The 12838-nt window shown below is 63.5% G+C and carries 13 protein-coding genes; 11 read left to right on the top strand and 2 right to left on the bottom strand.

The genetic code is table 11. The features are described 5' to 3' along the window. Positions 1 to 13: 13 nt before the first annotated feature. The 10 genes from ACHHTY_RS04215 (at position 14) to ACHHTY_RS04170 (ending at position 9051) form a co-directional block, all read left to right on the top strand. Complete coding sequence (locus ACHHTY_RS04215; protein WP_395492816.1) at positions 14 to 241, top strand: hypothetical protein; 228 nt, start codon at positions 14 to 16, stop codon at positions 239 to 241. 34 nt (positions 242 to 275) lie between these two features. Continuing rightward, positions 276 to 2069: an SLC13 family permease gene (locus ACHHTY_RS04210; protein ID WP_395492815.1), complete on the top strand. Its 1794-nt coding sequence runs from the start codon at positions 276 to 278 to the stop codon at positions 2067 to 2069. An 82-nt stretch (positions 2070 to 2151) separates the two neighbouring features. Beyond that, positions 2152 to 3060, top strand: coding sequence for a sensor domain-containing diguanylate cyclase (locus ACHHTY_RS04205; protein ID WP_395492814.1), 909 nt, complete (start codon positions 2152 to 2154; stop codon positions 3058 to 3060). An 84-nt stretch (positions 3061 to 3144) separates the two neighbouring features. Then, positions 3145 to 5337, top strand: coding sequence for a heavy metal translocating P-type ATPase (locus ACHHTY_RS04200; RefSeq protein ID WP_395492813.1), 2193 nt, complete (start codon positions 3145 to 3147; stop codon positions 5335 to 5337). Positions 5338 to 5526: 189 nt separating this feature from the next. Next, a complete protein-coding gene (locus tag ACHHTY_RS04195) occupies positions 5527 to 5727 on the top strand; it encodes a hypothetical protein (protein ID WP_395492812.1) in 201 nt (66 codons plus the stop codon). Between the two features lie 139 nt (positions 5728 to 5866). Continuing rightward, positions 5867 to 6625, top strand: a complete 759-nt coding sequence (locus ACHHTY_RS04190) for a class I SAM-dependent methyltransferase (protein WP_395492811.1) — start codon at positions 5867 to 5869, stop codon at positions 6623 to 6625. Between the two features lie 219 nt (positions 6626 to 6844). Continuing rightward, complete coding sequence (locus tag ACHHTY_RS04185) at positions 6845 to 7072, top strand: hypothetical protein (protein WP_395492810.1); 228 nt, start codon at positions 6845 to 6847, stop codon at positions 7070 to 7072. Between the two features lie 54 nt (positions 7073 to 7126). Next, positions 7127 to 7444 (top strand): hypothetical protein, encoded by a 318-nt coding sequence (locus ACHHTY_RS04180; RefSeq protein WP_395492809.1) that lies wholly within the window; start codon positions 7127 to 7129, stop codon positions 7442 to 7444. Further along, positions 7441 to 7995 carry an alpha/beta hydrolase gene (locus ACHHTY_RS04175; RefSeq protein ID WP_395492808.1) on the top strand — a complete coding sequence of 185 codons (555 nt, stop codon included), beginning with the start codon at positions 7441 to 7443 and terminating at the stop codon, positions 7993 to 7995. The genes ACHHTY_RS04180 and ACHHTY_RS04175 overlap by 4 nt, the downstream gene beginning before the upstream one ends. A 117-nt stretch (positions 7996 to 8112) precedes the next feature. Then, positions 8113 to 9051: an Lcl C-terminal domain-containing protein gene (locus ACHHTY_RS04170; RefSeq protein ID WP_395492807.1), complete on the top strand. Its 939-nt coding sequence runs from the start codon at positions 8113 to 8115 to the stop codon at positions 9049 to 9051. A gap of 713 nt (positions 9052 to 9764) precedes the next feature. On the opposite strand, the gene ACHHTY_RS04165 is transcribed toward ACHHTY_RS04170, so the two are convergent. Continuing rightward, positions 9765 to 10685 carry an HAD-IIB family hydrolase gene (locus ACHHTY_RS04165; RefSeq protein WP_395492806.1) on the bottom strand — a complete coding sequence of 307 codons (921 nt, stop codon included), beginning with the start codon at positions 10683 to 10685 and terminating at the stop codon, positions 9765 to 9767. 271 nt (positions 10686 to 10956) lie between these two features. Here ACHHTY_RS04165 and ACHHTY_RS04160 point away from each other — a divergent pair, with 271 nt between their 5' ends. Next, the gene (locus ACHHTY_RS04160) at positions 10957 to 11946 is read left to right on the top strand and encodes a lytic murein transglycosylase (RefSeq protein WP_395492805.1); all 990 of its coding nucleotides are present in this window, start codon (positions 10957 to 10959) and stop codon (positions 11944 to 11946) included. 52 nt (positions 11947 to 11998) lie between these two features. On the opposite strand, the gene ACHHTY_RS04155 is transcribed toward ACHHTY_RS04160, so the two are convergent. Then, positions 11999 to 12838: efflux RND transporter periplasmic adaptor subunit (locus tag ACHHTY_RS04155; protein ID WP_395492804.1), on the bottom strand; the 840-nt coding region annotated here is incomplete at its 5' end.

Here is a 12838-nt window from a genome sequence, read left to right as displayed (position 1 = left end):
AGGGAGGAAAGCCATGAACACAGTCAAGATCGCGGGTCTGGTTCTAATCATCGCCGGGGTGCTGGGCTTGGTGTACGGCAGTTTCACTTACACCAGGGACACGCATGAAGCGACCCTGGGGCCGATCGAGTTGGCGGTCAAGGAGAAGGAGACGGTCAACGTCCCGGTTTGGGCCGGGGTGGGAGCTATCGCGGTCGGCAGCTTGCTGCTGCTGGTAGGCCAGGGCAGGCGGAAGGGTTGAACCCGGCAGCGGCGAGGCAGGGAGAGCATGCAGCATGAATACTGAGCAGCTGATCGTTTTTGGCGTCCTCGGGGCGACCCTGGCCCTCTTCATCTGGGGACGCTGGCGCTACGACATCGTGGCCCTGATCGCCCTGCTGGCCATGGTCATCAGTGGCCTGGTGCCCTCCGAACGGGCCTTTGCCGGTTTCGGCCATCCGGCCGTGGTGACCGTAGCGGCGGTTCTGGTCCTGAGCCGCGGGTTGCTCAATGCCGGGGTGGTGGACAGTATCGCCCGTTATATGGGCCGGGTCGGGGTGAACCCGACGATGCAGGTGGCCGCACTGACCGGGCTGGTCGCCCTCTGTTCGGCCTTTATGAACAACGTGGGCGCCCTGGCGCTGCTGATGCCGGTGGCGATCTGGATGTCGCGGCAGGCCGGGCGCTCGCCGTCCCTGCTGCTGATGCCGCTGGCCTTCGGTTCGCTGCTGGGCGGGACGGTTACCCTGATCGGAACCCCTCCCAATATCATCATTGCCGCCTACCGGGCCGAAACCGGAGTCCAACCCTTCGGCATGTTCGACTTCCTGCCGGTGGGAGCGGGAATAACGATAGCCGGCCTGATTTTCATCACCCTGGTCGGCTGGCGCTTGACGCCCCGGCGGCAGGAGAACTCGGTCTCCAAGGATGAGTTGTTCAAAATCAGCGACTACATCATCGAGGTGCGGGTCCCGGCCGAATCCAAGTTTGCGGGCGGCACTCTGCACGACCTGCAGGTTGCCGCGGCGGCCGACGACGTCGAAATGATCGTGATCGGACTGGTCCGGGGCAAAAAGCGCCAGCAGATCCCCTCCTCCTACGAAGTGCTGCGCCAGGACGATATTCTGCTGATCAAGGCCGATACCGAGAGCCTGGAAAGGATTATCGACCTCGCCGGCCTTGAACTGGCCAGCAAGGTCAACGAGGACGAACACCGGGAAAAGGTCGCAGAGGGGGAAATCAACATCATCGAAGCGGTGGTGGCGCCCGAGTCGCTGCTGATCGGTAAAACGGCGATCGGCCTCAGCCTGCGCGACCGCTACGGCATCAACGTTCTCGCCGTGGCCCGCCAGGGGCAGCGGCTGCGGGAACGGCTGGGCCGCATTCCCTTTGTGGTTGGCGATATCCTCCTCATCCAGGGCCAGGAGGAGACCCTGGCCGGGGCCTTGGCCGAACTGGGGTGCCTGCCCTTGGCCGAACGCGAGATGCGCGTCGGCAAGCCCCGCCGGATCCTCCTGGCCACCGGGATCTTCGGGGCGGCAATCGCGGCGGCGGCTCTCAATCTGCTGCCGGCGGCGACGGCCCTGGTCTGCGGGGCGATCGTGATGGTTATGGCGGGCCTGCTTTCCTCCACCGAGGCCTACAAGAACATCGAATGGTCAATTATCGTGCTGCTGGCCGCCATGATCCCCATCGGCCAGGCCCTGGAGACCAGCGGCGGGGCGCAACTGATCGCCGACGGGCTGCTGGGGGCGGCCGGATCAGTCTCTCCCGCCCTGACCATCGCCATCCTGACGACCGCCACCATGTTGCTGTCCAATGTGATCAACAACGCCGCGGCCGCCATCCTGGTGGCGCCCATCGCCCTCAGCCTGGCCCGGGGGATGGAGGCTTCCGCCGACCCCTTCCTGATGGCGGTGGCCATCGGCGCTTCCTGCGCCTTTCTTACTCCCATCGGCCATCAATCCAACACCCTGGTGATGGCCCCGGGGGGCTACAGATTCAGCGATTACTGGAAAATGGGCCTCCCGTTGTCTTTAATGGTGGTGGCCACGGCCGTGCCTTTAATCATGTGGTTCTGGCCGCTATAAAGGGCAACGGGACTTCGTCGCCGGGAGTGGGGAAATAGGCCGGCAGATAAAAAACCTTTATAGCCAAAATCTCGGAGAGAGGATGCTGATGGATTTCGGGCAGGATATTTTTGCAAAGATTGTCGACAATCTCCATGACGGCCTCTATTTCGTCGACACCAACCGAGTTGTAACTTTCTGGAACAAGGCCGCCGAACGTATTTCCGGCTTCACCGCCCGGGAGGTGGTCGGCAAATCATGCGCCGACAATGTCCTCACCCACATCGACGATGAGGGTAATCTCCTCTGCCGGGGAATGTGCCCGCTGGCCGCGACCATTGCCGACGGTAAATTTCGCGAGGCCGAAGTTTACCTCCATCACAAGAACGGCCATAGAGTGCCGGTTGCTGTTCGTACCACCACCTTGACCGACGCCGAGGGCAGGATTATCGGCGGCATCGAACTCTTCAGCGATATCAGCCACAAAACCGACAACCAATTAAGAATAAATGAACTGGAAAGGCTGGCCCTGCTCGACCACCTGACCCAACTGGCCAACCGCAGCTATCTGGAAAAAGAACTCCGGGTCTGTTTTGAGGAGAGCAAAAGATTCGGCCTGTCGTTTGGGCTTTTGTTTATCGACATCGACCACTTCAAAAAGTTCAACGATACCTACGGCCATGATATCGGCGATGCGGTGCTGAAATTTGTCGCTGATACCTTCAAGGCCAACACCCGGCCCTTTGACCTTTATGGCCGCTGGGGGGGCGAAGAGTTTCTCGGCATCATGCGCCATATCAACGAAAAGGATCTCGCCGGCACCGGCAACAGGATGTGCCGGTTGATCGAAAATTCATACATAGTTCACCAAAACGACAGAATAGGGGTAACAATCTCCATCGGAGCCACCATGGCCAAGGCCCATGACAACATCGACCAGCTGCTCAAAAGAGCCGACCACCTGCTCTATAAGAGCAAAACGTCGGGCAGAAACTGTCTGAGCATCGGTTGAGCGGCCGGGCCAGGCGGTTGCGGTAAACCAGGGAGCCTGTTCGGGCGCAGATTGCGCGGGGCCAAACAGCAGAGAGGAGTAAGGATGACGGAGGGCAAGAAACATCAGCATGGCCATGACCAGCAGCACGCCTCGTCGCACCGGGCGGCCGATGCCACCGAGTCCCGCCCCAAGGACGGGGCCGGCGCAGAGGAAACAGCCGACCACGCGGGCCACCAGCGGAAAGCCGGGCACCCGCCCGCCCACCAGCACCATGAATCACCTGCCGGCCATGATCATGCCGCCGGGCAGGAGCAACACGCCGGTCACGATAAACACGCCGGCCACAACGTCGAGATGTTTCGCAACCGGTTCTGGGTCTGCCTGGCCCTGACCATTCCCGCTCTGATCTGGGAACCGATGCTCCAGGAATGGTTCGGCTACCGGGCCCCGGTTTTCGCCGGCTCCGAACTGATTCCGGCCATCTTCGGGACCATGGTTTTCATTTACGGCGGCAGGATTTTCCTGCAGGGGGCGGTCCGCGAACTGGCCGATCGCCTGCCGGGGATGATGACCCTGATTTCATTGGCGATCAGCGTCGCTTTTCTCTACAGCGCCGCGGTCACCCTGGGTTTCCCCGGCCACGCCCTCTGGTGGGAACTGGCAACCCTGGTGACGATCATGCTGCTTGGCCACTGGATCGAGATGCGCTCGATTTTCCAGGCCCAGGGAGCCCTGCAGGAACTGGCCCGGCTGCTGCCCGACACGGCGGTGCGCCTGGAGGACGACGACCGGACCGAGGAGGTGCCGGTCAGCTCCTTAAAGGCCGGCGACCTGATTCTGATCCGGCCCGGCGCCGGCATTCCCGCCGACGGGGTGGTTAAAAGCGGCAGCAGCTCCCTGAATGAAGCCATGATCACCGGCGAATCACGGCCGGTGGGCAAAAAAGCGGGGGACAAAGTCATTGCCGGCACCATCAACGGCGAAGGGTCGCTGCGGGTGGAAGTTGTCGGTACCGGCGACCGGACCGCCCTGGCCGGAATCATGCGCCTGGTCGAGCAGGCCCAGCGCTCCCGTTCCCGGGCCCAGGCCCTGGCCGACCGGGCCGCTTTTTTTCTCACGATGGCGGCAATCGGCGCCGGCGGCTTAACCCTGGCGGCCTGGCTGAGCCTGGGCGCCAGCCTGGATTTTACCATTACCAGGATGGTGACGGTGCTGGTCATCGCCTGCCCCCACGCCTTGGGGCTGGCAGTGCCCCTGGTGGTGGCGATCTCCACCACCATTGGCGCGGGCAGCGGCCTGCTGATCCGCAATCAGCGGGGACTCGAGGAGGCCAGAAACCTGGACATCGTGGTCTTCGACAAAACCGGCACCCTGACCCTGGGGGAGCACAGGGTGATCGAAACCGTGGCCGCGCCGGGCACCACCAGCGAGGAAGCCTTGCGGCTGGCGGCGGCGGTGGAACGGGATTCGGAGCACCCGATCTCCCGGGCGCTGCTCAAAAGCGCGGCCGAAATGGGCCTTAAAGTTCCCGAGTCCGAAGATTTCCAAGCCCTTCCCGGTAAGGGAGTCCAGGCTCGGGTTGCCGACCGGGAGTTAAAGGTCGGGGGACCGGCCCTGCTGCGCCAACTGCAGCTCAAACCACCGCCGGAACTGGAGCAGGAGGCGGAGCGCTTCGGAAAAAGCGGCCAGGCCGCCGTTTACCTGGCCGACGCAGAAGGAATCCTGGCGGTGTTTGCCGTCGCCGACGCCATCCGGCCCGAAGCCCGGGAGGCGATTCAACGGCTGCACCGGGCCAAGGTGGAGGTGGCCATGCTCACCGGCGATTCCCAGGCGGTGGCCGCCGGCGTCGCCGCCCAGCTTCAAATCGATACGGTCTTCGCCGAAGTGCTGCCGGAGGACAAGGCCAAAAAAATCCAGGAGCTGCAGCGCCAGGGGAAACGGGTGGCGATGGTCGGCGACGGAGTCAACGACGCCCCCGCTCTGGTAACGGCCGATATCGGGATTGCCATCGGGGCGGGGACCGACGTGGCGGTGGAGGCCGGCGACGTGGTCCTGATCCGCAGCGACCCGCGCGACGTGGCCCGGATCGTGACCCTCAGCCGGGCCACCTATCGCAAGATGGTCCAGAATCTCTGGTGGGCGGCCGGCTACAATATCGTGGCCATTCCCCTGGCGGCGGGAGTGCTGGCCGGGGCCGGCATTCTCCTGGCTCCCGCGGCCGGGGCGGTCCTGATGTCCGCCAGCACGGTGATCGTGGCGATTAACGCCCAACTGTTGCGGCGGGTGGAGCTGTAGAGGGCGCCTGGTCTGCGGCCCGGCGGTCGAGCCCGGGTTCTGCCGCCGGCCCCCGCCCTGATTGGCAGGGGCCGAGGAACTCGCCTCTCTTTAATTAATGGCCGGCCTTAATTAACTTACGGCTTTGCCAGCTATAACGCGGCGGTGAAAGGGCCCAACCGGGTCCTGCCCGCGGGGGGGGGGCGCAAGATGACGACGACAGCGGGTTTGCTGGTTGCGGTGGCCAGCCTGATTCTGGGTTGGTCATGGCTGCTGCAAAGATTCAAGACCAAGCCGGGTTTCAGCTGGGCAAAAGCCCTGATGGCCCTGGGTCTACTGCTCCTGCTGCTCTTTATCGTTTGGTTGGCCATTATGGCCTTGCTGGTCGGACCCGCCATGCGCGGCCGCTAAGCGCATGATCATTGGCGCGGCTTGGCCGAGCGGCTAATCCCGTGGCCAAGCAGTGGTTTGACCAGCCCAGCGCTCCCCCGCTTAACCCGGGCCGACCCGACCGCGGCCGAACTTGCTTCCTGACCGGAGAAAAACGACCATGATCGGTAAATTTGCCCTACCCCGCCTCTACACCGACCTGGCCTGGCTCTGGCCCCTGTGGGGCGATCCCGCCACCGAATACGGCCGTTACTGCGACCAGGTGGTCCGGTTGATCGAACAGCAGGCGGGCCGGCCGGTGAACTCCCTGCTGAACATCGCCTGCGGCGGGGGCAAGAACATCTTCAACCTAAGAAAACGCTACCAGGTAACGGGCCTGGATTTGAGCCCGGCCATGCTCCAACTGGCCCGGAACCTCAACCCCGACTGCGAGTTGCTTGAGGGAGACATGCGCTCCTTTGCCCTCAATCGCACCTTCGACGCGATTCTGCTGGATGATGGGGTATCCTATTTGACCAGCCGCGCCGAGCTGGCGGCGGCCTTCCAGGTCGCCTTCGATCACTTGAACCCCGGGGGAGTCCTGGTGGTGACCCCGGATGTGACCAGCGAAACCTTCCGGCAGAACCGCACCCAAGTTACCCCCGCTATTGCCACCATCAAACCGGCTAACCTCGACGTCGTTTTCATTGAAAACGTTTACGACCCCGACCCCGGCGATCAGCACTACGAAGCAACCATGCTCTACCTGATCCGGGAAAACGGAATTCTGCGGATCGAAACCGACCGGCACCTGCTGGGTATTTTTTCCCTCGAGGCCTGGCAACAGACCCTGGCCGAAGCAGGCTTCGCGATCTACCAGGAAAAACTCAACCTCGACGGGGAACAATACCTTACTTTTGCCGGCACCAGGCCGGCTTGAAAAACAAACCGGGCCCTAGCCGAGATTCGGCCGGGGTCTGCCGGGCCCTGGGGATGGGGTTTGCTTCCTAACGCTTCATTTATTATCATAAGCGAAGTTTTTTTCCAGCAATTACTGGTGGGTTCTGGTCCCCCCTGTGATAGCATGCCGATGCTCTCGCTGAGCAAGATCAGGCCCGGGGACTGCCCCTCAGGCCAAATGACACCAGAGAGGAATTTCATGAACCGTTACCTGGCCCTGGTGTTGCTGGTGCTGCTGGTCCTCGGCCTGCTGCACAGCTTGTATGCCTTTGCCCAGGGCCGCTTCGCCGAGGCTCTGATCATGTATCCCCTGCTGATCGCCTGTTACGTTTTTCTGGTGGCCGGCAAAAAATGGCGCCAACGCTCGGATGATTCCCCGGGCCAAGGAGATCACGGCGATGATGGCCCCCCTGCTCCCCGGCACTGACCGGCCCGGCTGGATCAACCCTGCCGTTGCTAACGCTTAGGGAGCAAGCCGTCCGTGCGCATCCTGCTGACCCTGCTCTCGACCGCCGCCTTGATCTACGTCGGTTTCGGCCTGCTGCTCTTCCTCTACCAGGAGCGCCTGGTTCACCTGCCCGGAGTGCCCGGGCGCGAGCTGATCGCCACCCCGGGTGACCGGGGCCTGCCCTGGCGGGAGATCGAAATTACCAGCCTGGACCAGGTGCGGCTGCACGGCTGGCACATTCCCGCCCAACCCGGCGCTCCCACCTTGCTCTTTTTCCATGGCAACGCCGGCAATATATCCCATCGTATCCCCCCCTGGCCATCTTCCACGATCTCGGCCTGGAGTTGGTGATCTTCGACTACCGGGGTTACGGGCGCAGCGAGGGCCGCCCCCGGGAGGCCGGTCTGCACCGGGATGCCCGCGCCGCCGCGGCCTGGCTCCAGGAGAGTCTGGGCGCCGATCCGACCCGGACGATCTATTTCGGCCGCTCATTGGGGGGAGCTTTGGCCGCCAGTGCCTCCCGTTTCCACCCGCCGGCCCTGCTGATCCTGGAGTCGACCTTCACCTCGGCCCGGGAGGCGGCCGCCGACCTGTACCCGCTTTACCCCGCCCGCTGGCTCACCCGCCTGGAATACAACACCGCGGATTACCTGGACCAAGTGGAGGCACCGGTGCTGATCATCCACAGTCCCGACGATGAAATCATTCCTTTCCACCATGGCCAACGACTGCTGGCCAGGGCCGGCGCGCGGGGGGAAATGCTCCGGATCCGCGGCGACCACAACCGCGGTTATCTGGCCAGCGAAACTCTTTATCGCGCCGGTCTCAAGGCCTTCGTGGCCCGGCACCTGGACTGGACCGGGGAGGGAAATAACCCCAACTATCCCTTGCTCAAGGAGTAAAATTGCATATAATAATCATATGCAGTATCAAACAAAGCACGGTTGCCCACAGGTCAGCCCTGTCAGCATCTTGGCGGCAGGCTTAAGCCGGCCCATAGCGCAACCAAAGGAGGCAGCATGGGACTACGGGAAAAACTGGGGGCCAACGCCCCGGCGGAAATCAGCATTGACTGGGACATGACCCCGGCGGATACCTTCGGCATTTTCGAAAGCTGGGGCGGCAAGATGCGGGTGCGGAGCAAGAAAGAGCGCTACTACTACTTCTACATCGACGCCTGGACGGAGCCAGCCCGCCTGCTCTTCATGGAGCGGGGACTGAAATTCGCCCGGGTCCTGGCCCGGATCATGGCCCCCCAGGCAATGATCGACGCCTGCGTGGCCAGCCAGGGCAAGGGTCTGCTCGACAAAAGCTACGCCATCAACGAGGAATTGCGGCATTGGCTGACCGCCAACGTCCTGGAAGGCGGCGACCCGAAACTGGTGGAGCCCTGCCTGGACGAGGAAGAAGCGGAATCCATGGTTACCGGTCTGCCCGACCGCCAGGCCGCCCGGCCCGACCTGGACCGGGTTGAGTTGCGGCGGGAGCCGGCCTTCCTCGGCGAAGATGAGGTGCCGGCAACTCTGCAGAAGTTCAATTTTTATGACAGCCAGCGCAATCCCGCCGGCGATTTCCAGGCCTACCTGGTGGACAACGGCGACGATCTGACCGTCAGCGAGTTGCGCAGCGGGGTGATGTGGCAGCGCGGCGGCTGCGATATCACCAACCATCGCAACGTTACCGCTTATATCCAGGAGCTCAACGGGCGGAAATTCGCCGGCCACGACGATTGGCGCCTGCCCACCATGGAGGAAGCCCTGGCCCTGCTGGGCCCGGAGCGCAACAGCAAGGGGTTGCTGATCTCGCCGGCCTTTTCCCAGGATCAGCCCTTCATCTTTCTCGCCGACGAACGCAAGCCCGGCGGCTACTGGTTCATCGACTTCAAACAAGGCACGGTATTCTGGGCCTCCGGCACCATTCCGGGGGGGTTCGGCCGCGCCTGCCGCACCGAGGGGTAAAATTGCAGCAGCACCACATCTTCGGGCGATCGGGCCAGCTTGCGTAGACGGGCTACGCGGCGCCGGCCCGCTTGCCCGAATCTGCGGCACTGCTGCAATTTTACCCAGCTGGTTGGTTGGTATAACAGGAGCGCGAAATTTACTTCTTGCCTGAATAACAAGAAACCTGCGGTCCTAATAAAATTTTAACATGATAGCTGCTTTGCGGGCCGGGGCCAGAGTCACCAATATTTTTTGCCCGCTGCCAACCGTAAATGGGCAGTAGTGCCGCAGATTCGGGCAAGCGGGCCGGCGAAGCATAGTTCGCTATGCGAGTCGGACCGATCGCCCGCGCGGGTACAATATTCACAAACACCGGCCGGCGGCGTGACGGTTACCGGAAAGCAACAAAGTTACATGCGGGGACAGTCGGCCCATGCCGCCGACAAGATGCGCTGCTAAGACAATTTTACCCAGCTTGTTGCTTGGCAAACTGGGAGCCAGGGTCACCAGTATTTTTATCCCCACAGCCAACCGTAAACGGGCAGTAGTGCCGCAGGTTAGGGCAAGCGGGCCGGCGAAGCATAGTTTGCTATGCGAGTCGGGCCGATCGCCCGCGCGGGTACAATATTCACAAACACCGGCCGGCGGCGTGACGGTTACCGGAAAGCAACAAAGTTACATGCGGGGACAGTCGGCGCATGCCGCCGACAAGATGCGGTGCTAATGCCCGTTTACAAAAGCCAGGGGATTGTTTGAGGGTGGTAGTGGGCCAGGCCTTCGAGGACGCCGGCGGCGTAGTTGCCGTTCATCCCCAGAAAGCCGCCGCTGGCGCAATAAAGGGTCTCGGCCCGTCCGGTCCGGCGAACCCGGTCCAGGGCTTCGCGGCGCACCTCCGCCGGAGCGTTGGCCACCAGGACGGCGTTGAGTTCGCTGCCCAGGACATCGAGATCGTTGCCGGAATCACCGGCAAAAACGGTATTTGCCGGAACAAAGCCCAGGCGTTTCATTAAAAAACGGATGGCGGCCAACTTGCCGGCCCGGGCCGGCAAGACATCGAGCAGGCCGAGATCGCGTTCCTCATCGATACTCCAGACCAGGGCGGCCCGGATGTCGTGGTCGGCCAGGCGGGCCCGCACCGCGGCCAGCAGCTCTTCCCGGCCGCGGCGGTCGGCCGCGGCCGGGCCAAAACGCGGCGGGGTATAGTAGCTCAGCTTGCAGTGATTCTGTTTTTCCGCCTCCTGCAGCCAGATACCGGGCAGCCCGGCCAGCAGCGGGGCCAGCTCCCAGCTGGTCCTGTTCCCCCAGTCGGAGCTGATCTCCTCCCGCCAGGCGGGCCAGGCTTGCCAGTCTCCGGCCGCGCCCCGATAGATGGTGGTCCCGACATCGCCGATGGCGTAGGCGGGTTGGGGAATTTCGTATTCCTCGATAGCCGCGGCCAGCAGTTCCCGGTGGCGGCCGCTGACATAAGCGATGGTCACCTCCGGCCGCCGGGCCAGGGCTCGCAGCAGGGGCCGCGCGGCCGGCGATTCCGGCTGGGCTCCGTTGGGCAGAATGGTCCGGTCCAGGTCGGAACAAAGCAGCACCGCCCCGGGTCGATCACCGAGCCGGGGGGCCGGGGCCGGGTCGGATCGAGTAACGGTTGTGCCTGACATTTATGGTCCTCCTTTGCTTGGTGGTTGAGGGGCCGGCCGGGATAAAATCTTCCGAATCATAGCACAAGCAAGCCTTGACGTAAAACCGGCGGCGCTACCACCACCGATCCGCGCTTGTGACTCTTAGGGGACGACAGCCGACCAAAATCCTCCATGCCCCCCCTTGCCCCGGCATGCAAGATCGGGGATAATGACAAGCGTTGGCTTCTTCCTGACCCCCCGAAGGGGTGGCCGGGCTGCCATTATGAACAATTACCGCCGTGAGGATAAGATGAGAAAACCGAGTTGGGCGTTGCTGATGATCGCCGTGATGATGCTGACCGGCTTGCTGGCGCCGGTGGCCGCCGCCACCGCCGCCGAGAAGCCTTTTGCCGAATGGCTGGTGGAATTGCGGGCCGAGGCCCTGGAGCGGGGGATCCAGCCCGCAACCCTGGACGCCGCCTTGGCCGGAGTGGAGCCCATCCCCCGGGTGATCGAGCTTGACCGCAGCCAGCCGGAATTCACCCTGACCTTCGCCCAGTACCGGGAACGGGTGGTACCCCGGTCGCGGATCGAAATGGGCCGCCAGCGGCTGGCCGAGCACCGCGAGTTGCTGGAGGAAATCAGCCGGCAGTATGGGGTCCAGCCCCGCTTCATCGTGGCTCTCTGGGGTATCGAGACCGATTTCGGCCGGCTCACCGGCGGCTTTCCGGTTATCGCGTCCCTGGCCACCCTGGCCCACGACGGCCGCCGCAGCAGCTATTTCCGGGGCGAACTCCTCAACGCCCTGCAAATCCTCGACGAAGGCCATATCAGTCCCGAGGAAATGAAAGGCTCCTGGGCCGGAGCCATGGGCCAGAGCCAGTTCATGCCCTCGAGCTTTCTCAACTTCGCGGTGGATTACGACGGCGACGGCCGCCGCGACATCTGGAACTCCCGGGCCGATGTCTTCGCCTCGGCCGCCAATTACCTGGCCCGTTCGGGCTGGCGCGCCGACCAGACCTGGGGCCGGCCGGTGCGGCTGCCCGCCGGCTTCGACCAAAGCCTGGCCGGGCTCGACACCCGCAAGCCCATCGGTCAATGGCAGGCCCTGGGAGTTCGCCGGGCCGACGGCTCCAGCCTGCCCGCCCGCCAACTCTCGGCCTCGATCATCATCCCCGACGAGGGCAACCCGCAAGAGGCCTTCATGGTCTACGAAAATTTCCGCACCACCCTCAAGTGGAACCGCTCCAATTATTTCGCCCTGGCAGTGGGATTGCTCTCCGACGCCATCGCCGAATAGAATAGCGGTATCGTTGCAGGTTGCTCCGGTTGCCGCCTCGGCCCCGGCTCTTTCAGCGCAGGCGGATTCTGCTTCCGTCTTCCAGTTCGCGCGGGGGGTGAACGATGACCCGCTCGCCTTCGGCCAGGCCGGCAAGCAGGTGGACATAACGACCGCCGCGCTGGCCGACTTCCACCGCCCGCAAGCGAGCCCGGCCGTTATCGACGGTGAACACCGCCCAACCCGGCTCGCTTTCCGGGCCGTCGATCCCGGCGGCGGCCCGACTTTTCTGCCGGCGGAAAACCGCACTGCCGGGCAGACGCAGGACATCATCCAATTCCCAGAGGACGAAGCGAGCGTTGACCCGGTAAGCATCGCCCAGGCGCTGCCACTGCTCGCGGGGGGCGACGAAATCGGCGATTACCAGTACCCGTTGTTCCTCGACTCCCAGGGCGGAAATCCGGGTGAAGCCGCCCGGTTCGATGCGGCGCACCCTGCCCTCCACCGGTTCTTCCCGACCCCAACGCTCGAACCAGACCACCATGCCCTCCTCCAGGCGCACCGCGTCGGCGGAGAGCACATCCACTTCCACCTCCAGGGAAACGGTATCGCCGATTTCCAGGATCGGGTCCCCGGCCTGAACCACCCGGGAGCTGGTGAAAAAACGGCGCAAAATCACCCCGTCCACCGGCGCGCGCAGTTCGATGATCCCGCTGGCGGCGGCATCCTGGCGACCGGCATAGGCCAGGGCGCTGCGGGCCGACTCCAACTCGTAACGGGCGGTCTGGACCCGAAAATCGGCCGAACGCTCCAGGGCTTCGTGGCGCCGGGCGTCGGCGGCCATGGTTTCCAGTTCGCTGGGGGAAATCAGTTTTTCCGCCGCCAGGATCCGGCTGCGCTCCAGTTCCGCCGC

Origin of the sequence: Desulfurivibrio nitratireducens (assembly GCF_044068515.1) — a bacterium.
Lineage (GTDB): Bacteria > Desulfobacterota > Desulfobulbia > Desulfobulbales > Desulfurivibrionaceae > Desulfurivibrio.
Note: the sequence above shows the minus strand (reverse complement) of the source record. Positions and strands in the feature narration are given on the sequence as shown.